The sequence below is a fragment of the Nocardioides sp. S-1144 genome (genome assembly GCF_005954645.2).
Lineage (GTDB): Bacteria > Actinomycetota > Actinomycetes > Propionibacteriales > Nocardioidaceae > Nocardioides > Nocardioides dongxiaopingii.
This window is the reverse complement of the sequence record NZ_CP040695.2, coordinates 3,689,095-3,714,019: the sequence shown is the minus strand read 5'-3', so window position 1 is coordinate 3,714,019 and position 24,925 is coordinate 3,689,095. Positions and strand designations below refer to the sequence as shown.

The 24,925-nt window shown below is 72.7% G+C and carries 25 protein-coding genes; 13 read left to right on the top strand and 12 right to left on the bottom strand.

Annotation, left to right across the window (positions count from 1 at the left end):
• Nucleotides 1-50: 50 nt before the first annotated feature.
• From FE634_RS17505 to pilM, 4 genes are read right to left on the bottom strand one after another with little or no spacing between them, the layout of a single operon-like run.
• Nucleotides 51-1,433 (bottom strand): putative bifunctional diguanylate cyclase/phosphodiesterase, encoded by a 1,383-nt coding sequence (locus FE634_RS17505; protein ID WP_187366743.1) that lies wholly within the window; start codon nt 1,431-1,433, stop codon nt 51-53.
• Nucleotides 1,430-2,101 carry a hypothetical protein gene (locus FE634_RS21185; RefSeq protein ID WP_187366742.1) on the bottom strand — a complete coding sequence of 224 codons (672 nt, stop codon included), beginning with the start codon at nt 2,099-2,101 and terminating at the stop codon, nt 1,430-1,432. Before FE634_RS21185 ends, FE634_RS17505 begins: the two co-directional genes overlap by 4 nt.
• Nucleotides 2,098-3,045 carry a PilN domain-containing protein gene (locus tag FE634_RS17500; RefSeq protein ID WP_138876620.1) on the bottom strand — a complete coding sequence of 316 codons (948 nt, stop codon included), beginning with the start codon at nt 3,043-3,045 and terminating at the stop codon, nt 2,098-2,100. Before FE634_RS17500 ends, FE634_RS21185 begins: the two co-directional genes overlap by 4 nt.
• Nucleotides 3,042-4,064, bottom strand: a complete 1,023-nt coding sequence (gene pilM / locus FE634_RS17495) for a type IV pilus assembly protein PilM (RefSeq protein ID WP_187366741.1) — start codon at nt 4,062-4,064, stop codon at nt 3,042-3,044. Before pilM ends, FE634_RS17500 begins: the two co-directional genes overlap by 4 nt.
• A gap of 142 nt (nt 4,065-4,206) precedes the next feature.
• Here pilM and FE634_RS17490 point away from each other — a divergent pair, with 142 nt between their 5' ends.
• From FE634_RS17490 to FE634_RS17470, 5 genes are all read left to right on the top strand, one after another.
• Nucleotides 4,207-5,352, top strand: a complete 1,146-nt coding sequence (locus FE634_RS17490; RefSeq protein WP_138876618.1) for a type IV pilus twitching motility protein PilT — start codon at nt 4,207-4,209, stop codon at nt 5,350-5,352.
• 132 nt (nt 5,353-5,484) lie between these two features.
• Nucleotides 5,485-5,991, top strand: a complete 507-nt coding sequence (locus tag FE634_RS17485) for an RsiG family protein (RefSeq protein WP_138876617.1) — start codon at nt 5,485-5,487, stop codon at nt 5,989-5,991.
• A 116-nt stretch (nt 5,992-6,107) separates the two neighbouring features.
• Entirely contained in the window at nt 6,108-7,781 is a 1,674-nt protein-coding gene (locus tag FE634_RS17480; RefSeq protein ID WP_222847610.1) for a GspE/PulE family protein, read from the top strand.
• On the top strand, nt 7,768-8,997 hold the full coding sequence (locus FE634_RS17475; protein WP_187366740.1) for a type IV pilus twitching motility protein PilT: 1,230 nt from the start codon (nt 7,768-7,770) through the stop codon (nt 8,995-8,997). The genes FE634_RS17480 and FE634_RS17475 overlap by 14 nt, the downstream gene beginning before the upstream one ends.
• On the top strand, nt 8,994-10,211 hold the full coding sequence (locus FE634_RS17470) for a type II secretion system F family protein (protein ID WP_262347468.1): 1,218 nt from the start codon (nt 8,994-8,996) through the stop codon (nt 10,209-10,211). The genes FE634_RS17475 and FE634_RS17470 overlap by 4 nt, the downstream gene beginning before the upstream one ends.
• Nucleotides 10,212-10,292: 81 nt before the next feature.
• On the opposite strand, the gene FE634_RS17465 is transcribed toward FE634_RS17470, so the two are convergent.
• Nucleotides 10,293-11,138 carry a hypothetical protein gene (locus FE634_RS17465; protein WP_137293663.1) on the bottom strand — a complete coding sequence of 282 codons (846 nt, stop codon included), beginning with the start codon at nt 11,136-11,138 and terminating at the stop codon, nt 10,293-10,295.
• A gap of 275 nt (nt 11,139-11,413) precedes the next feature.
• Between FE634_RS17465 and FE634_RS17460 the strand changes: the two genes are divergently transcribed.
• The 6 genes from FE634_RS17460 to FE634_RS17435 all read left to right on the top strand — a co-directional run bounded on the left by FE634_RS17460 (nt 11,414) and on the right by FE634_RS17435 (nt 17,452).
• Nucleotides 11,414-12,781 (top strand): carboxypeptidase-like regulatory domain-containing protein, encoded by a 1,368-nt coding sequence (locus tag FE634_RS17460; protein ID WP_187366899.1) that lies wholly within the window; start codon nt 11,414-11,416, stop codon nt 12,779-12,781.
• A 56-nt stretch (nt 12,782-12,837) separates the two neighbouring features.
• On the top strand, nt 12,838-13,515 hold the full coding sequence (locus FE634_RS17455) for a PulJ/GspJ family protein (protein ID WP_138876615.1): 678 nt from the start codon (nt 12,838-12,840) through the stop codon (nt 13,513-13,515).
• Nucleotides 13,516-13,517: 2 nt separating this feature from the next.
• Nucleotides 13,518-15,269 carry a pilus assembly PilX family protein gene (locus tag FE634_RS17450; RefSeq protein ID WP_148240814.1) on the top strand — a complete coding sequence of 584 codons (1,752 nt, stop codon included), beginning with the start codon at nt 13,518-13,520 and terminating at the stop codon, nt 15,267-15,269.
• Nucleotides 15,270-15,540: 271 nt separating this feature from the next.
• Nucleotides 15,541-15,957 (top strand): type IV pilin protein, encoded by a 417-nt coding sequence (locus tag FE634_RS21815; protein WP_138876613.1) that lies wholly within the window; start codon nt 15,541-15,543, stop codon nt 15,955-15,957.
• A gap of 124 nt (nt 15,958-16,081) precedes the next feature.
• Nucleotides 16,082-16,636 carry a hypothetical protein gene (locus tag FE634_RS17440; RefSeq protein ID WP_138876612.1) on the top strand — a complete coding sequence of 185 codons (555 nt, stop codon included), beginning with the start codon at nt 16,082-16,084 and terminating at the stop codon, nt 16,634-16,636.
• A gap of 84 nt (nt 16,637-16,720) precedes the next feature.
• Entirely contained in the window at nt 16,721-17,452 is a 732-nt protein-coding gene (locus tag FE634_RS17435; RefSeq protein WP_138876611.1) for a FliA/WhiG family RNA polymerase sigma factor, read from the top strand.
• Nucleotides 17,453-17,476: 24 nt separating this feature from the next.
• Here the strand turns inward: FE634_RS17435 and FE634_RS17430 are convergent, their stop codons facing one another.
• The 4 genes from FE634_RS17430 to FE634_RS17415 form a co-directional block, all read right to left on the bottom strand.
• On the bottom strand, nt 17,477-17,827 hold the full coding sequence (locus tag FE634_RS17430) for a DUF1304 domain-containing protein (RefSeq protein WP_137293656.1): 351 nt from the start codon (nt 17,825-17,827) through the stop codon (nt 17,477-17,479).
• A gap of 25 nt (nt 17,828-17,852) precedes the next feature.
• On the bottom strand, nt 17,853-18,791 hold the full coding sequence (locus tag FE634_RS17425; RefSeq protein WP_246060651.1) for a DMT family transporter: 939 nt from the start codon (nt 18,789-18,791) through the stop codon (nt 17,853-17,855).
• 97 nt (nt 18,792-18,888) lie between these two features.
• The gene (locus FE634_RS17420; protein WP_137293655.1) at nt 18,889-19,566 is read right to left on the bottom strand and encodes a response regulator transcription factor; all 678 of its coding nucleotides are present in this window, start codon (nt 19,564-19,566) and stop codon (nt 18,889-18,891) included.
• A complete protein-coding gene (locus tag FE634_RS17415; protein WP_137293654.1) occupies nt 19,563-20,762 on the bottom strand; it encodes a sensor histidine kinase in 1,200 nt (399 codons plus the stop codon). Before FE634_RS17415 ends, FE634_RS17420 begins: the two co-directional genes overlap by 4 nt.
• 122 nt (nt 20,763-20,884) lie before the next feature.
• Between FE634_RS17415 and phoU the strand changes: the two genes are divergently transcribed.
• Nucleotides 20,885-21,538 (top strand): phosphate signaling complex protein PhoU, encoded by a 654-nt coding sequence (gene phoU / locus FE634_RS17410; RefSeq protein WP_137293653.1) that lies wholly within the window; start codon nt 20,885-20,887, stop codon nt 21,536-21,538.
• Between the two features lie 78 nt (nt 21,539-21,616).
• On the opposite strand, the gene FE634_RS17405 is transcribed toward phoU, so the two are convergent.
• The 3 genes from FE634_RS17405 to FE634_RS17395 form a co-directional block, all read right to left on the bottom strand.
• Entirely contained in the window at nt 21,617-22,360 is a 744-nt protein-coding gene (locus FE634_RS17405; RefSeq protein WP_138876610.1) for a phosphoglyceromutase, read from the bottom strand.
• A 2-nt stretch (nt 22,361-22,362) separates the two neighbouring features.
• The gene (locus FE634_RS17400) at nt 22,363-22,956 is read right to left on the bottom strand and encodes a hypothetical protein (protein WP_138876609.1); all 594 of its coding nucleotides are present in this window, start codon (nt 22,954-22,956) and stop codon (nt 22,363-22,365) included.
• Nucleotides 22,957-23,067: 111 nt separating this feature from the next.
• Nucleotides 23,068-24,252 (bottom strand): UbiA family prenyltransferase, encoded by a 1,185-nt coding sequence (locus tag FE634_RS17395; RefSeq protein WP_262347467.1) that lies wholly within the window; start codon nt 24,250-24,252, stop codon nt 23,068-23,070.
• A gap of 186 nt (nt 24,253-24,438) precedes the next feature.
• On the opposite strand from FE634_RS17395, the gene FE634_RS17390 reads away from it, so the two are divergent.
• A complete protein-coding gene (locus FE634_RS17390; protein WP_134766842.1) occupies nt 24,439-24,924 on the top strand; it encodes a CarD family transcriptional regulator in 486 nt (161 codons plus the stop codon).
• Nucleotide 24,925: the final 1 nt, after the last annotated feature.

Genomic DNA, 24,925 nt, shown 5'->3' with positions numbered 1-24,925 from the left:
AACAGGTGGGGTCACCCGTCTCATCGGCCGCCCCGCCCGCCGACTTGAGGTCAGCCGGGCACCGGTTCGGCCTGCCGGGCGCGGCACCACCGCACCACCTCGTCGACCGCGACCGGCTGGCTGACCGCGAAGCCCTGGACGACCTCGCAGCCGAGCTCGTGCAGCAGCGCGAACGACGACGGGTCCTCCGCGCCCTCGGCGACGACCCGGATGCCCAGCCCGCGGGCCGCGCTCGCGAGGGCCCGCACCAGGCGGGCGGTGCGCCGGCGTCCGGCCGTCGCCTCCGCGCCGCCGTCCTCGGCGATCGCGGCCACGATCGAGGGGTCGACCTTGACCTCGCGGACGGCGGGGTTGCTCCACAGCACGGTCAGCGAGGAGCGCGCGGTCCCGAAGCCGCGGATGCTGATGCCGAAGCCGCGGCGGCTCAGCTCCTCGAAGGTCGCGGTCGTCTCGGGGGACGTCCGGGTGAGCGGCTCGGTGATCTCCAGGACGACGTCCTCGGGCGAGGCCCCGTGCGCGTGGACGCGGGAGGTCAGGTCGTCGACCAGCCCGGTGCCGAGGATGTGGCGCGGGGTGACGTTGATCGACAGCCGGGCGCCGGGGGCGTGCTCCTGCAGCCGCGGCAGGTCGCCCAGGGCCCGGTCGAGCACGGCGGCGCCCAGCGGGGCCATCAGCCCGGAGCGCTCCGCGAGCGGGATGAAGTGCCGCGGCGGCAGCAGCCCGAGCTCCGGGTGGTCCCAGCGGGCCAGTGCCTCGAACCCGACGACGTCACCGGTCTCGAGGTCGACCTGCGGCTGGTAGTGCAGCACGAGCTGCGCGGCGGCGCGGCCGGCGCGGAGGTCGTCGAGCAGCCGCCGGGTCACGCCGGTCGAGCGCAGCGCCTCGGGGGTGCTCGCGCGCCACTGGCCGGTGCCGGCGGCCTTCGCGGCGTACATGGCCTGGTCAGCGGCGCGCAGCAGCTCCTCGACGGTGCCGCCGTCCTCGTCGTGGACGGCGATGCCCACCGAGACGCCGACACCCAGCCGCAGCTCGTCGACCTCCAGCGGCTGGCCGACCGCCGCGATCAGCGCCGCCGCGAGCCCGGCGGCGTCGTCGCGGTGCCGCAGCGGCGCGGTGACGACGGCGAACTCGTCGCCACCGAGCCGGACCACGAGGTCCTCCGGGCCGACGGTGCGACGCAGCCGCGCGCCGACGGCGGCAAGGACGGCGTCGCCGACGTGGTGCCCGGCGGAGTCGTTGAGGACCTTGAAGTCGTCCAGGTCCAGCACCAGCACCGCGGCCGGCCCGTGACCGCCGGCCTGCCCGAGCAGCTGCGGACCGCGCCGGAGCAGCTCCTCGCGCACGGCCAGGCCGGTGAGCCGGTCGACGGACCGGTCGAGCCGGTCGTCGTCGGTCGTGGTGCGTGCGAATCCCCCGTGGACGCCCGCGCTCACGACGCCGGTGGCGGGTCGAGGGGCGGGGCCACGAACGTCCGGCCCACCACGGTGAGGCTCAGGGTGTCCGCCCCGGTGCCGCCGGTCCCGGCGTCGTCGGTCTCGGCGTCGAGGGTCACCGAGCCGACGAGGAAGGCCCGCGGCATCTTCTCGAGCTTGGCGAGCAGGGTGGTGAGCTCGGTGTAGGTGCCCTCGGCGCCGATGGTCACGGCCTGGACCGCGATGTCGCTGATCCCGACGTCGTCGCCGGCGCCCTCCGTGCCCCCGGTGGCGCCCGCGGTGGCGCCCGCGGCGGCGTTCGGGTCGACGTCGAGCCGCTGTGGGACCGACGGGCTCAGCACCGTGATGTCGTCGAGGTCGATCCCGGCGTCGGTCGCAGCACCGGCCACCTGGGCGAAGAAGCCCGGCTGGTCGGCGGTGGCCGGCCACATCTCGTCGAGCAGCCGGGCCTGGGCGTCGGTCTCGGGCAGCTCCGCGGCCTGGCGGCGCAGCTGCGCGAGCTGGACCCCCATCCCGTGGGCCCGGTCCTGCGCCTCGAGCCGGGCGTCGCCGGTCTCGGTGATCGCGCCGGTGGCGGGACCGATCAGGGCGAGCCAGCCGAGGCCGACGAGCAGCGCGATGCCGACGACCCCCAGCAGTCGGGTGGCCGGCACGGTCGTGACGTTCATCGGCCCTGGTCCTCGGTGTCGGTGGTGGTGGTGTCGTTCCCGGTGTCGCTGGTGTCGCCGGTGTCGTCCTCGGAGTCGTCGAGGTCGGCGTAGCGGTTCGTGTAGGTCGCCTCCGACGCGGCACTCGAGCCGCCGAACTCGACGCCGTCCGCCCCGGACTCGCCGGACTCGTCGTTGGTGCTCGTCGTGGTGGTGATGAACGGCTCGACGAGGATGTCCTGCGCGGCGAGGGCCTGCACGAGCTCGCTGACGTCGGCCCGCGAGGCCGCGGTCCCGGAGAGCTCGACGCACCCGACGACCACCAGCGAGCCGAACGGGTCCGGCCCGGGACACAGCGCACCCTCGGCCGGCCCCTGCGCCTGGGCGCCGTCGAGCAGCGGCTCGGGCGGGAGCGTGACGACGATCGAGGTGTAGGCGGCCCCCTCGGGCAGGGCCTCGTCGAGGGCCCGCACCACCTTCGAGATCGCGATCTCGTGGGCCATCGTGTCCTCGACGTCGCCGGTGCGCACGGCCACGTTGCCGACGTAGGTGCGGACGTCGGCCAGCTCGGTGATCTGCTGCTGCAGCCCGGACGCGGCCTGCTCGTCGGCGCGCAGGTCGGTCTCGGCGTTGGCCAGCGTCATGCGGAGCAGGCCCCAGGTCGCGGCGATCACGACGAGCACGACCGCGGCGGCCGCGAGGAACCGGTGCCGCAGGCTGCGGACCTTCATCTCCTCGAAGACCCAGGGTGAGAGCAGGTTGACCGAGGCCGAGACCGACTGGGCGCGACGGCGTCCGCGCAGGGGCTTCGAGGTCCCCTTCTCGCCCCGCCCGGCCCCGACGGGACCGCCGGCCTTGTCCGCCTTGCCGGCCTTGCCCGCCTTGCCGGCGGTGGTCCGGCGGCCGAGGCCGCGCCGCTTCTCCGGCGTCGGCTCCGGGCTCCGGGTCAGGGTCGGCGCGCTCATGCCGGGACCCCCAGGCAGAGACCGTAGGAGACGGCCAGGTCGGCGTCGTGGTCGAGACCGGTGGCGTTGCGGCCACGGCCGGTCGCCGGCGCCGGCAGCGCGTGGGCGGGCAGCCCGGTGGTCGCCGCGACGAGCTCGGTGAAGCCGGGGTTGGCGGCGCCGAGGCCGGTGAGCACGATGCGGTCCGGCGGGTGCTCCACGTCGGCCGCGGCGTAGAACCGCAGCGTGTCGCGGATCTCGTGGGCGAGCCGCTCGGCGGCCGCGCGGACCACGGAGGAGACCGGGTCGGGCGCGTCGAGGCTCGCCGCGCGCTTGCGCTGCTCGGCGACCGAGGCGTCCTCGCCGGTGGCGTCGACCAGCGCGCGGGTCAGGGTGGCGCCCCCGACGCCGGGGATCACCCGCACGAACCGGGGCAGGCCGCGGGTGTGCACGGCGACCGAGATCTTCTCCGCGCCGACGTCGACGACCGCCTCGGTGCCCGCGTCGGGGGAGGTGTGGCGGGCCGCGGCCCGGACCAGCGCGAGGGGGGCGAGGTCGGCCGCGACCGGGCGCAGCCCGGCGGCCTGGACGCTGCGCACGACGTCGTCCACCCCGTCGCGGGCGGTCGCCACCAGCAGCACCCGCACGAGGCGCTTGCCGTCGCGCTCGGTCTCGCCGAGGAGGACGTGGTCGATGTTGGCCTCGTCGACCGGCACCGGCAGCAGGTCGGCCACGAGGTAGCGCATCGCCTTGCGCAGGTCCTGGGCCGGCATCCAGTCGAGCTCGACGGGGCGCACCAGCACCGAGCCGCTCCCGACGCCGAGCCGCACCTGCTTGGAGGAGAACCGCTGCTCGTGCCAGAGCCGTCGCACGGCCCTGGCCACCTCGACGTGGTCGCGCAGCTGGCCGCCCTCGACGGCACCCGGCGGCAGGTCGACCCGGCCGGCCCGGCGCACCCGGGCGGACCGGCCGCGCCCGGAGATCTCGACGGCGCGGACCGCGGACGTGCCGATGTCGAGTCCGACGACGGTGGATGCCATGGGTGGTTCTCCCGGGCGGTGAGGAGGGATGGGGGCGAGCACCTGGTGCATCGGCCCCGGACCTCCTCCACTTGAGGGCGCGCGGGGGGTCAAGTCCGGCCGCTCGCGGGCCGATGAGACACCTGAACGAAGGGAGTCCCCCATGCCCGAACCGATCGCCGCCGTCCCCCACGAGCCCGACCACCACGTCGTCGACCCGCGTGCCCGCGAGTTCCTGCACAGCCTGTTCGAGCTGGTCGTGAGCCGCGAGGCGAGCGACCTGCACCTGCGTCCGGGCGCCGTCGCCAAGATCCGGGTCGACGGGGCGCTCGAGGACGCCACCACCGCGCCGCTCGACGCGAGCCTCGTCTCGGCGATGGTGGCGGCCTCCATGTCGGCCGCCACCCGACGGGAGTTCCTGCAGGACTACGAGGCGGACTTCGCCGTCGTGGTCGACGGCGTCGGCCGCTTCCGCGCCAACGCCTTCCGCACCCGCGGCGACGACGGCATCATCCTGCGCCGGGTCCGCGACTCGCCGATCCCGCTGGCCGAGCTGAACATGCCGGCGTCGGTGCACGAGCTGGCCCGCAAGCAGCGGGGCCTGGTGCTGGTGACGGGGCCGACCGGGTCGGGCAAGTCGACGACGCTGGCCGGCATGGTCGACCTGATCAACCGCGAACGGGCCTGCCACATCCTCGCCCTCGAGGACCCGATCGAGTTCATGCACGCCGACCGGGTCGCCACCGTCACCCAGCGCGAGCTCGGCAGCGACACCCGCAGCTGGCCGAACGCGCTGCGGGCCGCGATGCGGCAGGACCCCGACGTCATCCTGATCGGCGAGCTGCGCGACAAGGACACCGTGCACGCCGCGATGACCGCCGCCGAGACCGGCCACCTGGTGCTCGGCTCGATGCACACCAACGACGCCCGCGAGACGGTGCACCGGCTGATCGAGTTCTTCCCGGCCGAGGAGCAGCAGCGCGTGCGCGCCGTCCTCGCCGGGTCGCTCGAGGGCGTCGTGTGCCAGCGCCTGGTCCCGCGGATCGACGGCGGCCGCGTCTGCGTGATGGAGGTCGCGGTGCGCGACGGTCGTTTCTCCGAGGCGATCGCCGACCCCGAGAAGACGCAGGCGATCCCGAGCATCCTCGCCTCCGGTGAGTACTCCGGCATGCAGACCTTCGACCAGCACCTCTTCACCCTCGTGACCACCGGCGTCCTCGACGAGGAGACCGCCCGGACGACGGCGTCCAAGCCGCACGACCTCGCCGTGATGCTGCGCCGCGCCGGCTGGAACCCGGTCGCGGTCTGACCCACCGGCCCCTCGACCGAGCCACCATGGGGGAGGCTCGGCCCGAGGGGCCGCGTGCCGGGCGAGCGAGGTCGACCCCGACCGGCGGCGTTCCCCGGCGCCGCCCGCCGCCGGTCGCCTATCGTGACCGCCGTGAGCGACGACCTTCCCCCGAGCGGACAGCGCCGCACCATCACCGCCGCCGCGGCCTCGCCGCACCTGGCCCGGGTGAGCCTGCCCGAGCTGCGCGCCTACCGCGAGAAGCTGCGCGCGGAGGAGGAGCGGATCTCCTACTGGCGCCGCCTGATCCACGCCCGCGTCGACCTGCTCCACGCCGGTGCGCTCGCCGACTCCCCGGTGCTGGACGTCGACGCGCTCGGCCGGGTGCTCGGCGACACCGGGCGGGGGCAGGTGCGCGCGGTGCTGCACCGGGTGCGCGCGGCCGACCCGCTCCCGGACCTGCCCGACCTCGAGGGCGTGTGGACGACGCCGTCCGACGAGGCCGGCACCGCCGAGGCGCTCGAGCGGCTCGGCAGCGCCGAGCAGACGCTGACGAGCTACCGGCGCGGCCTGCACGAGCGCATCGACGAGGCCACCGCCGAGCTGATCGTGCGCTACCGACAGGACCCGACACGGGCGCTGGAGATCCTCTCCCCGTAACCCGCGCCCTGGCGCTCAAGTCGCCGTCGCCGGCTGCCGAGACTCACTCTGCGTGGCCGGGTTCCCCCCCACCCGGCCACGCGGACCTCTTCTGCGGACCAGGAACGGAGACCGACGTGCTGACGACCATCGGGGACACCATCGAGGCGCTGCTGGCGGCCGGGCTCGTCACGGCGGACGACGTCGCGCTGGCGTCGGCGTCCGTGGCGCCGGGCCAGTCGGTGGTGGAGGTGCTGGTCGACCGCGGCGTCGTCGACCGGGCCTCCCTGATGCGCATGGCGGCCGAGACCGCCGGGCTCGAGTACGTCGACCTGACCGACCTCCCGATCGACGCCACGGCGGCGTCGCTGCTGCCCGGGGACTTCGCACGCCGCTCGTCGGTCATCCCCTTCGCGCGGCGCGACGGCGCGCTGCACGTCGCCGTCCCGCTCCGGGCGCTGAACGACCTCGACCTCAAGGACGACATCGCGCGCCTGACGCGGCACCGCGTCGTGTTCGCGCTGGCCGGGCGCGCCGAGATCGACGCCCAGATCAACCGCAGCTACCGGGCCGAGGGCGAGCTCGCGACGCTCGGCTCCGACCTCGACGTCGGCGAGGAGCCGGAGGAGCTCGACAACTTCACCGAGGTCACCGAGGACGCGCCCGTCGTCCGGTTCGTGAACCTGCTCATCAGCCAGGCGATCAGCGACCGGGCCTCCGACGTCCACCTCGAGCCGACCGAGCGTGAGCTCCGGGTGCGCTACCGCGTCGACGGCGTCCTCACCGACGCCCACCGGGCGCCCCGCTCGATCGTCAACGGCGTCATCAGCCGGATCAAGATCATGGCCGACATGAACATCGCCGAGCGGCGGATCCCGCAGGACGGCCGGCTCACCGTCACCCACGGCACCCGGACGATGGACCTCCGCGTCGCGACCCTGCCGACGGTGTGGGGCGAGAAGATCGTGATGCGGGTGCTCGACAACTCCAACACCCGGCTCAGCCTCGACGACCTCGGCTTCAGCGAGCACAACTACCAGCGGTTCAAGGCCTCCTACAGCAAGCCCTACGGGATGATCCTGGTGACCGGGCCGACCGGGTCGGGCAAGTCGACGACGCTCTACGCGACGCTGAACATCCTCAACCAGCCGCACGTCAACGTGATCACGGTCGAGGACCCCGTGGAGTACCGGCTGGCGGGGATCAACCAGGTGCAGACCAACCCGAAGGCCGGGCTGACCTTCGCCTCGGCGCTGCGCAGCATCCTGCGCTCGGACCCCGACATCGTGCTGATCGGCGAGATCCGCGACCACGAGACCGCCAACATCGCCGTCGAGGCCGCGCTCACCGGTCACCTCGTGCTCTCGACGCTGCACACCAACGACGCCCCGAGCGCGTTGACCCGGCTGGTGGAGATGGGGATCGAGCCGTTCCTGGTGAGCTCCTCGCTGGACTGCATCGTGGCCCAGCGGCTGTGCCGGGCGCTGTGCAAGCGCTGCGCCGTCGAGTACGAGCCCGACCCGGCCGAGCTGGCCTCGGTGGGGCTGGTGCTCCCGCCCGGCGTCACCACGCTGCACCGCCCCGCCGGCTGCTCGTCGTGCGGAGGCACCGGCTACCGCGGCCGGATGGCGCTGCACGAGGTGATGCCGGTGACCGAGGAGATCGAACGCATGACCGTCCGTCGGGCCTCGACGGAGGAGATCGGGCGTCAGGCCCGCACGGAGGGGATGACCACGTTGCGCGAGGACGGATGCCTCAAGGTCCTGCAGGGCCGGACCACCATCGAGGAGGTGCTCCGTGTCGTGGGGTGAGCCGCACGGCGGCGCCCCGGGCGCCGTCGCGCCGGTCGACCTCGACCAGCTGCTCGCCCACGCCGCCCGCGCCGGCGCCTCCGACCTGCACCTGACGGTCGGCGCGCCGCCGACGATGCGGATCCGCGGCTCGATGGTGCCGGTGCCCGACCAGCAGCCGCTGGAGTCGCGCCAGCTCCGGGAGAGCATCTACGCCATCCTCACCGAGGCCCAGCGCAAGGTGCTCGAGGAGGAGCGCGAGCTCGACTTCGCGCACTCCGCGCACGGCGTGGGCCGGTTCCGCGTGAACGTCTTCTGGCAGCGCGACTCCGTCGGGGCGGTCCTGCGGATGATCCCGTGGGAGATCAAGCGGCTCGAGGACCTCGGGATGCCGCCGGTGCTCGGCACGATGGCCAACCTCAAGCGCGGCCTGGTGCTGGTCACCGGTCCGACCGGGTCCGGCAAGTCGACCACGCTGGCCGCGATCATCGACCAGGTCAACCGCACCCGGCGCGGTCACATCATGACCATCGAGGACCCGATCGAGTTCCTCCACCAGCACCACGGCTGCCTGGTCAACCAGCGCGAGGTCGGGGTGGACACCCACGACTTCCGCAGTGCGCTCAAGCACGTGCTGCGCCAGGACCCGGACGTCATCCTGGTCGGCGAGCTGCGCGACCTCGACACCATCTCGGTCGCGATCAGCGCCGCCGAGACCGGCCACCTGGTCTTCGCCACCCTGCACACCCAGAGCGCCCAGGACACCGTCTCCCGCGTCGTCGACGTCTTCCCGGCCAACCAGCAGCAGCAGGTCCGCACCCAGCTCGCCGCGACCCTGCAGGCCGTCGTGTGCCAGAGCCTGGTGCCGTCGGTCGACGGCCGCGGGCGGGTGCCGGCGGTCGAGGTGATGATGTGCACCGAGGGCATCCGGGCGATGATCCGCGACGACAAGCTGCAGCAGATCCCCGGCGCCCTCCAGGCCGGCGGACGCCAGGGCATGCAGACCCTCAACGCCCACCTCGCCGAGCACGTGAAGTCCGGCCGGATCAGCCAGGACACCGGCCTGGAGTACTGCTCCAACATCGGCGACTTCATCACCCTGCTCGGCGGTGGCAGCCGGGCCGCGACCGAGGCCGCCTCCCTCGCGGCGACGCAGTCGCCGTCCAGCTTCGGGACCAGCCGCCCCGACCCGTCCGACCCGTGGCGGGTCGCCTCGACGCCCGGGGTCGGCACGTGAGCGTCGGCCAGTACGACTACAAGGTCCGCGACGCCGACGGTCGCTTCCGCGAGGGCCGGGTCAAGGCGGAGACGCAGAGCGCCGTCGCCGAGAAGCTGATGGCGATGGGCTACATCCCGCTCGAGGTCAAGGAGGCCGGGACCGGGCTCCAGAAGGAGCTCAGCCTCGGCCGCAAGCGCGTGAAGATGAAGGACCTCGCGGTCTTCGCCCGCCAGCTGGCCACCATGATCGACGCCGGTCTCACGCTGCTCCGGGCCCTCTCGATCCTGGCCGAGCAGGTGGAGAACCCCTCGTTGCGCGAGGTCCTCTCGAAGGTCAAGACCGACGTCGAGGGCGGGCACAGCCTGTCCAGCGCGTTCGCCAACGACGAGCACCACACCTTCCCGCCGTTCATGATCAGCATGACGAAGGCCGGCGAGGCCGGCGGCTTCCTCGACGTCGCGATGCGCGAGCTGGCCGACTCGTTCGAGGCCGAGGTGAAGCTGCGCTCGAAGATCAAGGCCGCGATGACCTACCCGGTCGTCGTGTTCGTGATGGCGATCCTGATGTGCCTCGGCATGCTGCTGTTCATCGTGCCGATCTTCGAGGGCATGTTCGAGGACCTCGGCGGCACCCTCCCGCTGCCGACCCGGTTCCTGGTCTTCCTGTCCGGGCTGATGGGCTACATCGTCCCCGCGCTGGTCGTCTCCGGCGTCGGCTTCACGCTGTGGTGGCGCAAGCACGGCACCAGCCCGAAGGTGCGCAACGTCGTCGACCCCCTGAAGCTCAAGCTGCCGGTGTTCGGCAGCCTGTTCCGGAAGATCGCGCTGACCCGGTTCGCGCGCAACCTCTCGACCCTCCTGGCCGCCGGCGTCCCGATCCTCTCCGCGCTCGACATCGTCGGCGAGACGACCGGGTCGGTCGTGATCACCCGCGCGCTCGAGGACGTGCGGGTGTCGGTGTCGTCCGGCGACTCGATCTCCGGACCGCTGGCCAAGCACGACGTCTTCCCGCCGATGGTCGTGCAGATGATCGCCTCGGGCGAGGAGACCGGGGCCGTGGACTCGATGCTCCGCAAGATCGCCCAGTTCTACGACGAGGAGGTCGAGAGCACCACCGAGGCCCTCACCTCGCTGATCGAGCCGCTGATGATCGCGTTCCTCGGGGTCATCGTGGGCGGCATGATCATCGCCCTCTACATGCCGATCTTCACGATCTTCGACCTGATCGAGTGAGCCGGGGCCGCATCCGGACATGACGACGGCCCTGCCGCCCGGAAGAGGGCGACAGGGCCGTCGTCGGCCTGACCGTGGAGGTCAGGAACGGGGAAGCGGGAGCCCGCCCAGGAGTCCACCGAGGAGGTCGTCGAGCCCGTCCTGGACCTGCTCGAGGATCGGGTTGAGCTCCTCGAGCGGCGTCCCGGCCAGGGCGTCCTGGACGGCGTCGACGATGAGGTCGATCAGCCCGTCGGGGTCGCTCGGCAGGTTGCCGGCGGACAGCGCGTCGAGGACCTGCTGCAGGACCTCGGAGAGCTGGTCGGCCGGCAGGCCGGCCGCGGTGAGCGCGTCGACGACGGGCTGGAGGGCTGCGGCGAGCTGCTCGGGGGTGAGCCCGCCACCGCCGGCGAGGGCCTCGGCGATCTGGTCGGTGATGGCCTGCAGCTGGGCGGCGTCCAGGCCGGCGGCGGCCAGGGCGTCGAGGATCTGCTGGAACGCCGCCGCCTGCCCGGGCGTCATCGGGGGCGTGGTGTTGTTGTTGCGGTGGCACCGCTCGGCCGCCTGGCGGGCGTCGGCCCGGTTGGCGCGCTGGGCCCGCAGGTTGCGGATGGCCTTGCGGTTGGCCTTGCGGGCCTGGTTCAGGCGCTTCTGCGAGGTGCGGGTGTCGCGCCGCTGGTCGACCCGCTTGGCCTGGCGCAGCTTCCGGGTCGTGACCTTCTTGTGCTTGCGGGCCTTGGTCACGCGGACCTGGGCCTTGCCGTAGCGACGGTCCTGGACCGAGCAGGGTCCGGCGGCGGCCCGGGCCAGCGTGCCCGGGTCGGCCGCGGCGACGGCGGGGGCCGCGACGGGCGCGGCGGCGGCGGGGGAGGCCGGCACGGCGGCGGTGCCGAGGGCGACGGCGAAGCTGGCGACGAAGACCGACAAGATCTTGTGGGGACGAGACATCGACTGTTCCTCTTTCCAGTGGGGGTCACCGACGCTGGAACGGCAACGCCGGTGTGATGCATCTAACGACGGAAGATTCCGGGGGTTACGGCCGCGCCCTCCGCGATCTCCGAGATCTCCGAGGTCTCCGCGATGTGCGGGGGTGCAGGTGGTCCGGACCACGCGGACGTCGGCTCAAGCGCGGCCGCCGGGGGGCCGATGCTCCTGGCATGCTCCAGACGCCCCACCGGCGCGCGCCCTCCTGCCCGGGGGCCTCGCCGCACCGTGACCGCGGCATGACCCTCATCGAGGTCATCGTCGCGGTCGCCCTGTTCGGCGTTCTCAGCAGCGCCGTGCTGGTCGTGGTCACCTCGATGATCGACGTGTCGAACGACGACGGACGCCGCACCGTGGCCGGCAACCTCGCCGCCCGCGAGCTCGAGATCACGCGCGAGGTGTTCGCCAGCCAGACCCGCGGTCCGGAGCGGGTCGCCGAGGGCCGGAACAAGAACCCGCTGCCCGGCGGCACGGTGGGCCAGCCCCTGGTCGTGGACGGGATCCCGTACACGGTCGTCACCACGGTCGACGACCAGCAGCTCGACAAGGCGTACGCCTCGACCTGCGACCAGGACAACGGCAACTTCGCCTTCAAGTCGGTGCACGTCGAGGTCACCTGGGACGGCATGGGTGGCCGCGAGCCCGTGGTGATGGACACCATCATGACCCCGCCGAAGGGCAGCTACATCGCCGGCGCGGGGCACATCGGGGTCAAGGTGATCGACGCCCTGGGGCTGCCGCGGGCCGGCGTCACCGTGACCGCGAGGTCCACGACCAGCGGCGCCACGACCGGCTCGGTGGTCACCAGCGAGGACGGCTGCGCCCTCCTGCTCAACCAGCTGCCCGGCTCGTACGAGGTCAGGGCGACGGCGGCGGGCTTCGTGAGCCAGCAGGGCGAGGCAGCGCCCACGCTGACGGCCAACGTCCAGACCGGGATGCTCTGGAAGGGGAGCTTCTTCTACGACAAGGCGGCGTCGATGGAGATCGGGGTGTGTCCGCCGCCCGACGGCTACCCCCTGCCGACCAGCTTCGCCTCGACCCCGATCAGCCTGGGTCACCCGAGCCTGCTGCCGGCCGGGGCCAAGGCCTTCGCCTCGACCGCCACGCGGTCGAGGGAGCACTGCGAGTTCCGCGACGACGACGGGGAGGGCAAGGGGGAGCAGCGGGACGCGGAGGTCCGGCGCCTCAACAACCTGTGGCCCTACCCCTCCGGCTACCAGTCGTGGGTGGGCAGCTGCGCGCCGAACGACCCCGCCTGGACCGGCTACGAGACCCCCGGCCGTGACCAGCCGGTCGGCGTCGAGCCGGGGAGCGTGTCGAGGACGATCACCACCCTGCAGCCGATCACGGTCCGGCTCCCCCCGCTCACCTCGCTGCGAGCCGTCGAGGCCGTGCCGCTGTCCTCGGTGACCACCGCCGGCGCCGGGGTCGCGTGCCCGGGTGGCGCGACGATCACCCTGATCCCGGTGGGCAGCGTGACCCTGGGGGCCACCATGAGGACGAGCCTCCCGATCGGGCTCTGGCGGGTCCAGCGCGCCGGCGGTGCCGGCACCACCACCGTCATCCTGGTCACCAAGGAAGCCCCGGTCCAGGCGGTGGTCCTGTGACGCCGTCGGTCCGCCCGTCCGAGGAGGCCGAGTCCCCGCGGCCCCGGGACGCAGGGATGGGGCTGGCCGAGATGATGGTGGCGATCGGGATCTTCACCCTGGTCATGGTGGCCCTGGGCTCCACCGCCGTGCTGGCCATCCGGACCGTCGGGCAGATGCAGAACCGGGTCGACAACGCCACCCAGACCGAGCTCGGCATGAGCTCGACGAGCAAGGTGCTGCGCACCGCGGTGCTCCCCAAGCAGCTCGACGAGTCGACCTGCCCCACGTGCGAGGAGAGCGCGGTGATCAAGGCGACCACGACCGAGATCACCTTCCACGCCAACCTGGGGCGCTCGTCGATCGGCCCGAGCCTGGTGACCCTCGTGGTCCTCCAGGACCCGAGGCGGGCCGGGACCGCGGTCCTCGAGCAGCGCACGATCGACCCGACCGCGGGCCCCAACAACACCTACACGTTCTGCAACCCCGCCGTCAGCGGGTGCCGCGTCCAGAAGCGGGTGCTCGCGCGGACGCTCGTCTGGCCCACGGCCCCGGTCTTCAGCTACTACGACACCGACGGGTTGCGGATGACCGCCACCACCCTCTCCGCCACGCAGAAGGCCAGGATCTCCAGCGTCGACGTCGTCCTCAGCGCCCAGGCCCGACCGGGCCAGGACCGCTGGGGCCCGTTGACCGCCGTCCAGCGGGTCCGGCTGCCCAACGTCGAGATCAACGTCAGCGACACCACGGAGTAGTCATGGAGACCCTCACCACGCCGGACCCCGCGCCGCGGGACCGCGGCTCCGCGCTCCTCGTCGTCATGGTCACGATGACCATCGTGATCGCCCTGGTCACCGTCGGCCTCAACCACGCCGTCCACGGGGTGAAGTTCACCGACCGGCAGGCCGACTGGAACCTCGCCCTGGCCGCTGCGGAGGCCGGCGTCGACGACTACCTGGCCCGGCTGAACAAGGACGACAACTACTGGCAGACCGCCGACTGCAGCAACATCGCACTGCAGGGGGACCCCGCGGTGACGAAGACGAAGTCGTCGTGCGGCTGGAACGCCTCCACGCCGCTGGGCTGGCGCGCGGTGGTCAGCAAGCGGTCGGCCAGCGGCAGGGCCCCGGCCGGCACGTTCCACTACGACGTCGACGTCAGCGAGACCCCCATCGACGGGACCATCCTGGTCCGCGCGACCGGACGGGTCGGCGAGATCACCCGCACCACCCAGGTGGTGCTGCGCCGCGGCGGGTTCGGGGAGTTCCTCTACTACACCGTCTACGAGACCACCGACCCGGGCAACGAGGCGATCTACTCCGACCTCGCCACCGCGGCGACCCAGTGCACGCGCTACTTCTGGGGCAACCCCAGGCGCAGCACGTCGTACTGCAACGACATCAACTTCATCACCGGCGACCGGATCAACGGGCCGATGCACAGCAACGACGCGATCCTCGTCCAGGGGACGCCACGCTTCAACGGCACCACGACGACGTCGTACCCGACCTGTCGGGGCGCGACCTCGCCCACCGCGTGCTACCGGGCCGGCAGCGGCGCCAACCCGACCTTCACCAAGGGCATCGGCTACCGCGCCGAGATCGAGCTCCCGACCAGCATCGGCGACATGCGCCAGTACGTGACCAGGACCAAGGTGCCCGACGACCGCCTCGGCTGTCTGTACACCGGACCCACGCGGATCGTCGCGAACGCCGACGGCACGATGCGGGTGTGGAGCAAGTGGTCCGGGAGGACCGGAGGACCCGCACTCCAGAACACCGCGGGCTGTGGGACGGCGACCGCGCTGCAGAGCGCCGGCGGTGCCTCCATCAGCGTGCCGCACAACAAGGTGATCCTGGTCCAGAACGTGCCGTCCGGACAGTCGACACCGGCCTCCGGCGCCTGCGCGACGGGCGCGATCGGTGACGGTCTCCCCGTGGCCGGCGACTACAACACCGCCCTGACCGAGAACGACTGCCGAAACGGCAACCTCTACCTCGAGGGCGTGGTCAAGGGGCGGGTGACCATGGTGGCCGACAACAACATCGTCGTCACCGGGGACACCACCTACCAGGGCGGCGAGAACGGGGTCGACGCGCTCGGGCTGATCGCGGAGAACTCGGTGAAGATCTACCACCCGGTCGAGCGGCAGTGCACCGCCTCCAACCGGTACGGCTGCACCACCTACGGCTACGTCAACATCAGGCGCAACAACGACCGTGCCGTCCTGACGAACGTGAGCCTCCACGCGGCGGTGCTGACCCTCCAGCACAGCTTCGGGGTGCAGGCCTACAACTACGGGACCATGCTGGGCAGCCTGCGGATCTACGGCTCCCTGGCCCAGCGCTTCCGTGGACCGGTCGGCACCACGGGCTCCGGAGGCACCGGATACCTCAAGGACTACAACTACGACAGCCGGCTCCGGTACTCCCCGCCGCCGTACTTCCTGGACCCGGTCCGCTCCGGGTGGGGCCAGAAGGTCTACGGCGAGGTCGCGCCGCGCTACTGAGCGCCGCCAGCTGCGTCCCAGGGCCCCGGTGCCGCCGTCCACCCGACGGCGGCACCGGGGCCCTCGGCGTCCCTCGGGCCGCGGACGCGGGGCCGGGCGTCGAAGGGTGTGCCTCGGCACCGGCGAGCCCCGACTTGAGAATTCCGGCCGATCTCTCCGGATGGTCCAGACCTCTCTCAAGCCGATCCCGGCACGGTCCGACATCCCTGGTGTCACCACGAACCGGCTCGGGGCCAGGGCCCCGAACCCCCCATCCCACCAAAGGACCATCATGATCAACCGCCTGCAGAAGTCCATGGACGAGAAGGACAAGGGCTTCACCCTGGTCGAGCTCCTCGTCGTCATCGTGATCATCGGCATCCTCGCCGGCATCGCCATCCCGCTGTTCCTCAACCAGCGCCAGAAGGGCGTCGAGGCCGGCATCAAGTCCGACCTCAAGGCCGCCGCCACCGTGCAGGAGACCTACTTCGTCGACAAGGGCGAGTACGCAGCCAACATCACCGCTCTTGAGGGCGCCGGTTTTAAGGCCACCGAGAAGAACAAGATCACCGTGGCGCTGGCCGGCGGCGGTGACGGCTTCTGCATCGCCGGCGCGAACGACGGTGCCGACAAGAGCTGGCACTACAACTCCCTGACCGGCGGCCTCGCCGAGGGTGCTTGCGCCGCCGCCCCCGACCCCGCTCCCTGATCGACAGTCCCCCCGAAGCCTGACGGCGGCGCGTCGCCCCCACGACGCGCCGCCGTCCGGCGTTCACCACCAGCGTCACCGCACCACCACCCCCCACCACCCGATCGATCCCCTGGAGGAACCCATGTCGGCCAACGACTGGCACGTCCACGCCGCGCGGGTGCGGCCGCTGCAGCCGGTGCCCGGCCCGCGGGCCGTCGCCGAGCCGGCCGGCCCGGACACCCCGGTCCTCGACGGCCTCGCCGACGAGCTGACCGCCCTCACCCGGGTGCTGCTCGGCCTCGGTGCCGACCGCCTGTCGGCGCCCACCGCGCCGGAGGACCGCGTCGTCGACGTCGAGCCGCTGGTCGTCGCGGAGCCGGTCTTCGTCGCGGAGCCGGTCGTCGAGGTCGAGCCGCTGGTCGTCGCGGGGCCGGTCTTCGTCGCGCAGCCCGTCGTCGAGGTGGAGCCGCTCGTGGTCCCCGACCTCGCCTTCCTGCGGCAGCCGATCGTCGAGGTCGAGCCGCTCGTGCCCGTCGTGCCGGTGCCGACCACGCTGTCGGACGACGCCTGGCCGGCCATCGTCTCGCTGGCGGTCGCGGAGTCCGCACTGGAGCCCGAGCCGGAGCCCGAGCCGGAGCCCGAGCCGCAGCGGCCGCGCGCGGTCCGCCTCGACGACCTGGCCTTCCTCGACCTCTGACCCCGACCTCGCCGATCTGCCGGAACCGAGCGTCCCGGACCCGCTAGGGTCTGGGACGTTCGTGCTTCGGGGGAGGTCAAACCGGTGGGTGTCGAGATCGAGTCGGTCGACGACCTGTGGCGTCGCTACAAGTCGACGGGGTCGCCCGAGCTGCGCAACCAGCTGGTGCTGCAGTACTCGCCGCTGGTCAAGTACGTCGCCGGCCGCGTGCGCAGCGCCCTGCCGCAGACCGTGGAGTCCGCGGACCTGGTCTCCGAGGGCGTCATCGGCCTGATGGACGCCATCGACCGGTTCGACCACGACCGAGGCCTGCAGTTCCAGACCTACGCCGTCCCGCGGATCCGGGGCGCGATCATCGACAGCATCCGCGCCGCCGACTGGGTGCCGCGCTCGGTCCGCACCCGGCTGCGCGACGTCGTCCGGGCGCGCGAGGAGCTGCAGCACCGGCTCAACCGCGCGCCGACCGACGACGAAGTGTGCGACGAGGCCGGCATCACGCTGCGCGAGCTCCGTAAGCTCAAGGAGCGCCCCACGTCGTTCTCGCACGCCGACGACGAGGAGATGGCCGTCCTCGACGACCTCGCCCCCGCCGTCGACGCCGCCCTCGAGGACGAGGACACCCGCCGGGCCCTCCTCGCCGCCCTCGCGACCCTGCCCGAGCGCGACCAGATCGTCATCGCCCTGTACTTCTTCGAGGGCCTCACCCTCAGCGAGATCGGTCAGGTCCTCTCGGTCACCGAGTCCCGGGTCAGCCAGCTCCGCAGCCGCGCGACCGCGTCCCTGCGCACCGGCCTGGCGCAGGTGCTCAGCGGGTAGCGCGCCACCGCCGCCGACGCGGGGTCAGGCCGCCAGCACGGCGGCGCCCGCGAGCACCGCGGGCACGGTCTGCGCGAGGAGGATCCGCGGCGAGACCGTGGCGGCGCCGTACAGCCCGGCGACCGCGACGCAGCCGAGGAAGAACAGCCGCACGTCCTGCTCGCCGGAGACCAGGCCCCAGCCGAGTCCCGCGACGAGGAAGCCGTTGTAGAGCCCCTGGTTGCCGGCGAGCGCCTTGGTGGCGCGGGCGAACTCGGGATCGGTCCCGAAGATGCGGCGCCCGGTCGGCGAGGTCCACAGGGCCATCTCGACCACGACGATGAGGACGTGGATGGCGGCGACCAGACCGACCAGGACCCCTGCGACGACGTTCATGCGCGCAGCATGACAGGCCTGGCGCTCAGCCGGGCGGGATCGGCCGGGGGCGCGCCGTCCGACGGGCGACGGCGACCCCGACGAGGGCCAGGGCCCCGCCGACGTAGGCCGCTCCGGGCGGCACCTCGTCGAGGAACACCAGGCTCATCACGATGGTCAGCACGGGCACGATGTAGGTCGTGACCCCGAGGCTGGACGCGCTCATGTGCCGCAGCGCGAAGGCGTAGGTCGTGAACGCGATCGCCGTCGGGAAGACCCCGAGGTAGACCAGCCACGCCACCGAGGACGCCGGCGCGTCGCCGACCTCGGTGACCAGCCCGCCGGCGAACGGCAGGCAGGCGACCGCCCCGACCGAGCAGGCCAGCCACGTCACGTGGACGGCGGGCAGGCTCGCGACCAGGGGTTTCTGCAGCACCAGGCTCACCGCGTAGACCACCGCGGCCAGCAGGCACAGCGCGACGCCGACGACGTCCCGATCACCGTCGGGGGAGCCGGCCAGCCCGATCACCGCCACCCCGCTGAACGCCAGGGTCAGGCCCAGCGCGAGCTGCGGGGTGAACCGCTCGGACAGGAAGATCGCGGCCAGCACGGCGATCAGCACCGGCGAGACCTGGATGAGCATCGCCGCGGTGCCCGCGTCGACGCGCCGCTCGCCCTCGTTGAGGGCGATGTTGTAGACGCCGAACCACAGCACGCCGATCGTCACGAGCGAGACCCACTGCCGCCCGGTCGGCCGCGGCACGCCGCGCCCGAGCGCGACCACGCCGAGCGCCAGGGCGCCGACGAGCAGCCGGCCCAGCGAGAGCGGACCGGGGCCGAAGTCGGTGCCGAGGTGCCGGATCGCCACGAACGCGGAGGCCCACAGCACCAGCGTCACGCAGACCGCCGCCACCGGCAGCCAGGCCGGCGGGGTGGACTCCGTGGCGTGCGAGTCCGACGGCGTGCTGAGGGGCGTGCTGGTCACAGGCCCAGCCTAGGAACCGGCGGCGTCCGGGTCGCGCGGGTTTCGGACAGCGAGGCCCGACATCCGGACACGGCCCCTCCCGGTGCGGCCGCCGTCCTCAGAGGTCGAGCTTGTAGCCGAGCCCGCGCACCGTGACGAGGTACTTCGGCTCGCCCGGGTCGGGCTCGAGCTTGGCGCGCAGCCGCTTGACGTGGACGTCGAGGGTCTTGGTGTCGCCGACGTAGTCGGAGCCCCAGACGCGGTCGATCAGCTGGCCGCGGGTGAGCACCCGCCCGGGGTTGCGCAGGAACATCTCGAGCAGCTCGAACTCCTTGAGCGGCAGCCGCTGCTCGTGGCCGTCGACGGTGACGACGTGGCGCTCGACGTCCATCCGCACCGGGCCGGCCTCGAGGGTGTCGGGCGCGAGGTCGGGGTCGGTGCCGCGGCGCAGCACAGCGCGGATGCGAGCCACGAGCTCCCTCGGCGAGTACGGCTTGGTGACGTAGTCGTCGGCGCCCAGCTCGAGCCCGACGACCTTGTCGACCTCGTCGTCCTTGGCGCTGACCATGATCACCGGCACGTTCGACGTCTGGCGGATCGCGCGGCACACCTCGGTGCCGGGCAGGCCCGGCAGCATCAGGTCGAGCAGGACGATGTCGGCCCCGTTGCGGTCGAACTCGGCCAGGGCGGCGTTGCCGTCGGCGGCGATGGCGACCTCGAAGCCCTCCTTGCGCAGCATGTAGGCGAGTGCCTCGCTGTAGCTCTCTTCGTCCTCGACGACGAGTACCCGTGTCACGGGCTTTCCTCCTGGGTCGGCCCTGGGTCGTCCAGGGTCTGGTCGGCGGGCGCGGGACGCGCCTCACCGTGGGGTCCGCGGGCCTCGGCCCGCGGAAGCGTGAGGGTGAACGTGGAGCCCTGGCCCTCGACCGACCACACCGAGACGTCGCCGCCGTGGGTGGCGGCGACGTGCTTGACGATCGAGAGGCCGAGCCCGGTGCCACCGGTGGAGCGGTGCCGCGCCGGGTCGACGCGGTAGAAGCGCTCGAAGATCCGGTCGATCTCGACCGAGGGGATGCCGATGCCCTGGTCGACGACGCTGACCGCGACGTAGGAGTCCTCGGCGCGGGTGGTGACCAGCACCGTGGAGTCGGGGTCGGAGTAGCGCACGGCGTTGGCCACGAGGTTGGCGACGGCCATGGTGACCTGCTCCTCGTTGCCGAGCACCTTCAGCCCACGCTCACCGCCGGTGACGACCGAGATGCCCTTGGCGGCGGCGTCGATGGCACTGGTGTCGACCGACAGCCCGACGACGTCGTCGACCGACATCGGCAGCGGGGAGTCCAGCCGCTCGTCGCCCTGGAGCCGCGACAGCTCGATGACCTGCTGGACCAGCACCGTGAGCCGCTCGCCCTCCAGCACCATCCGCTCGGAGAACCGGCGCACCGCCTCGGGGTCCTCGGCGGCCTCCCACACGGCGTCCGCGAGGAGGCGGATGGCACCGACGGGGGTCTTCAGCTCGTGGCTGACGTTGGCGACGAAGTCGCGGCGGACCGCCTCGACCCGCCGCTCGCGGGTGCGGTCCTCGACCAGGGCCAGGACCAGCCGCGACCCGAGCGGCGCGACCCGCACGGTGACGTGACGGTCGGGCGCCTGGTCGCGCGGCATCACCAGCTCGGTCTCGCGGATCTGTCCGTCGCGGCGCACCTCGCTGACCAGGGCGGCGAGCTCGGGGGTGACCAGCGTGCTCCCGCGCACCAGGCCCATCGCGTAGGCGGGCGCGGAGGCCTTGAGCACGACGTCGGAGTCGTCGACGACGACCGCGCTGCTGCGCAGGACCGAGAGGACCGTCGCGACGGCGGCCGGGACGGCGGGCTCGTCGGGGAGCGGCTGCTGGTGCTGCTGGCGGTCGCTGACGTGCCAGGCGAGCACGGCACCGCCGGCGACGACGGCACCGATGAGCGCGGCCAGGAAGGCCTGCGTCGTCGGGTCCACCCTCGGATCGTACGGCGGGCGCGTGCCGGGGGAGGACCGCGGAGCGTGTGACTTCCTGCTGTTCACCCCGCGTTCACCGGATCCTCCCGGCTGGGACTCCCGCGCCGCCTACGGTCGGCCACATGCGCGATCAGTTCCACGACCAGCTCGACTCCGTCTTCGGCGACCTCGCCGCGATCTGCCGCCAGGTGGAGACCGCGGTGTCCCAGGCGACCAAGGCCCTGATGACCGGTGACGTGATCCTCGCCGAGCAGGTCATCAGCGCCGACGCCGAGATCGACCGCGCCCGCGAGCGCGTCGAGGAGTCCTCCTTCAACCTGCTCTCCCTGCAGCAGCCGGTCGCCGGCGACCTGCGCACCGTCGTCGCGGCGCTGCGGATGGTGAGCGAGCTCGAGCGGATGGGCGACCTGTCGGTCCACGTCGCGAAGATCGCGCGCCTCCGGGTGCCGGAGATCGCGGTGCCCGAGGCCGCCCGGGAGACCATGCAGCGGATGGCCGTCGTCGCCGAGGACATGGTCGTGAGGGTCTCGCAGATCATCACCACCCGCGACGTCGAGGCCGCCATCGCGCTGGGCCGCGACGACGAGGAGATGGACCAGCTGCGGCGCACCAGCTTCGCCGAGCTGCTCTCCGACGACTGGGCCGACGGCGTCGAGGCCGCCGTCGACATCGCCCTGCTGGGCCGCTACTACGAGCGGATCGCCGACCACGCCGTCTCGGTCGCCAACCGCGTCGTCTTCGTCGTCACCGGCGAGAGCCCGCGCGCGGCGTCCTGACGCAGCCCGGCCCCGAACGCAGCGAACCCCGCCTCGGCGGGGTTCGTCGCGTTTCGGGGGCGTGCAGGGGAGCCGGCGTCAGCGACCCTGGTTGGCCACGGCGGCGGCGGCCGCGGCGGCGGCGTCGGGGTCGAGGTAGCGGCCACCGGGGGTGGTCGGCCTCAGGTCGTCGTCGAGCTCGTAGAGCAGCGGCATGCCGGTCGGGATGTTGAGCCCGGCGATGTCGTCGTCGCTGATGCCGTCGAGGTGCTTGACGATGCCGCGCAGGCTGTTGCCGTGGGCGGCGACGAGCACCGTCTGGCCGCTGCGGAGGTCGTCGACCACGGCGGACTGCCAGTAGGGGAGCATCCGCTCGATGACGTCCTTGAGGCACTCCGTGCGCGGGAGCTCCTCGCCGAGGTCGGCGTACTGGGCGAGACCGGCCTGGGAGAACTCGTCGTCGTCGGCCAGCGGCGGCGGCGGGACGTCGAAGGAGCGACGCCAGAGCATGAACTGCTCCTCGCCGTACTCCTCGAGGGTCTGCTTCTTGTCCTTGCCCTGGAGCGCACCGTAGTGCCGCTCGTTGAGCCGCCACGAGCGGCGTACGGGGATCCAGTGCCGGTCGCACGCGTCGAGGGCCAGCGCGGAGGTGGTGATCGCGCGGCGCAGCAGCGAGGTGTGGACGACGTCGGGCAGGAGACCGGCCTCGGCCAGCATCCGACCGCCGGCGACCGCCTCGGCGCGGCCCTTCTCGGTCAGGTCGACGTCGACCCAGCCGGTGAAGAGGTTCTTGGCGTTCCAGTCGCTCTCGCCGTGCCGCAGCAGGACCAGGGTGTGGCTCATGACTACTCCTCCTCCTCGGCCTCGGGGTCCTGCGGGATCGGCTCGCAGGAATACCGTTCGGAGGCCTCCGTGCCGCCCACGGCTGCGGTGGGCAGCTCGAGGTTCGGCAGCTTCTCGGGGCTGTACTGGTGGCACGGCGTGACGACCGGGACCTGGATGTTCGAGACCTGGCCGTTCTCGAAGGTGAGGGCGACGTCGACGAAGTCACCCGCGGCGAAGGTGCCCTCCACGGGGACGCCGCCGGTGTCGTAGAGGTTGACCTGTCCCGACGCGGGGATGTCGATCGGGGCGGCGGTCTCCTCGAGCGGGGAGACCCCGGTCTCGGAGGTGGCCGGCTCGATGCCGGTGAACGCGTCGGCGTCCTCGATGGAGTTGTTGACGAGCCCGGCGACGAACAGCCCGCGGTCGTCCTCCCCGGCGACGACGACGGCGCCGAGCACGTCGACCTCGCCGTCGCGGTCGTAGACCCCGCCGCTGACGATGTTGACCCGGTCGGTGGCGTAGTCGAAGCCGCACGACGACAGGGCGGGCGCCGCGAGCAGCGCACCGACGGCGAGCAGGGCGAACGGGCGGGACGGATGGCGCCGGAGAGACATGGTCAGGCCTTCACGGAGAGGTCGGAACGCGGAGCACCACCAGACTAGTGGTGCGGGGCCAGGTGTCGCGCACTGGCGCTGGTCGTCGGGCAGGGCACGGACCGCCGGTGCCTACTGACGCAGGCCGGTGCTGCTGCCGACGATCGCGAGGAGGGCCACGACGGCCGCCGTCCACACACCCGAGACCACGAGCAGCCGGGTGGCGCCGAGCCGCCGCCCCAGGACCAGCGGCAGGTGCGACCACCCGTCGGCGTCGTCGGGCACCAGGCCCCAGACCGACCGCACGAAGTGCACCCCGACGCCGAGCAGGGCGGCGAGCACCACGATCGGCACCTCGGGTGCGGCGCCCTCGGCGCTGCCGCCCCAGCCGCCGTAGGAGAGGTAGGCGGGGTACAGCGCGAACGACGCGGCCCAGGGGACCCACGACAGCGCGCCCCGGCGCAGGACCACGTTGCCGAGCAGGCCGACGGCGAGCGCGAGGAGGTAGCAGGTGCCGGCGGTGACGCCGGTCGAGATCGACAGCGGCACGACGAGCAGGACCGCGACCACGATGGCGTACCAGACGCTGCCCGTCTCGAGGCGTCCCTCCGCCACCGGCTTGTGCGGCAGCTGGTGCCGGGCGTCGCGGTCGCGGTCGACGATGTCGTTGTGCCAGCCGAGGATCGTCTGGCCCACCAGGACGGTCGCGGCGACGACGGCGGCCTCGCGGGTCGGCCGGCCCGCCGCGAGGGCGGCCACGCCCAGGCCCAGGGCGGTGAGCAGGGCCTGGCGCGGGTGCGCGGCCAGCAGCAGCGTGACCGGGGCGGAGTCGAGGACCGACAGCCGCAGGCGCCCGGCGGCGCTCGGGGCTGCGTCCGCCGGCGCGACCGCGGTGGGCTCGGCGGCCGCCGGCTCCTGGTCCGTGGTCGTGGTGCGGGCGGGCGCGGTGGCCTCGGTCGTGCCGGTGCCGGTGCTGGAGTCGGCGGCGGGCGCCTTGGCCGGCTTGCCCGTCGGTGCGGTCGCCGTCGTCGTCGCCCGGGCGGACTGGTCGGCGGAGGTCGCGGCTGACTTCGTGGCTGACCTCGCGGCTGACTTCGTGGCGGGCTTCGTGGCGGGCTTCGTGGCGGGCTCGCTCACGGCGGGCTTCGCCGGGGCCTTCCCGGCCGGCGTCGCCCCGGTCCTCGGCCGTGCCTCGACCATGCCGTCGTCGTCCTCGGACGCCGCCGTGCCGGCCGTCGCCGGCCGGGCCTCCACGGGCTCGTCGGGTGGTGGCGCGTCGGCCGTCCCGCCCCGTCGCCAGCGCTGCTGCTTCGCCATGGGAAGCAGTATCGGCCATGGGGCCGGCGGGTGTCGGCACCCGCGTCCGAGAACCCGCCGCCATCACACAAACCGGGGCCTGTCAAGGGTGAGAGTCGGGTGATAGGGCCTCTGACCTGCACAAACGCTGTCTGAGAGATTCCTGAGTCGTGGTAGGATGGAGTTCTAGAAAGGGGTTCATCACATATGACTTTCACCGTCGGCGAAACCGTCGTCTATCCCAATCACGGGGCCGCTGTCATCGAGGACATCGAGATGCGGCAGATCAAGGGAGAGGACCGGCAGTACCTCGTACTGCGGATCGTCGCCCAGCAGGACCTCGTGGTGCGCGTCCCGGCGTGCAACCTCGACCTGGTGGGTGTCCGCGACGTCGTCGACAAGGAGGGCCTCGACCGCGTGTTCGACGTCCTGCGTGCCGAGCACGTCGAGGAGCCGACCAACTGGTCGCGTCGCTACAAGGCCAACCTGGAGAAGCTGCACAGCGGCGACGTCATGAAGGTCTCCGAGGTCGTCCGCGACCTGTGGCGTCGTGAGCGCGACCGCGGCCTGTCCGCCGGTGAGAAGCGGATGCTGGCGAAGGCTCGCCAGATCCTCGTCTCCGAGCTGGCGCTGGCCGAGCACACCAACGAGGACAAGGCCGAGACCATCCTCGACGAGGTCCTCGCCTCGTAGG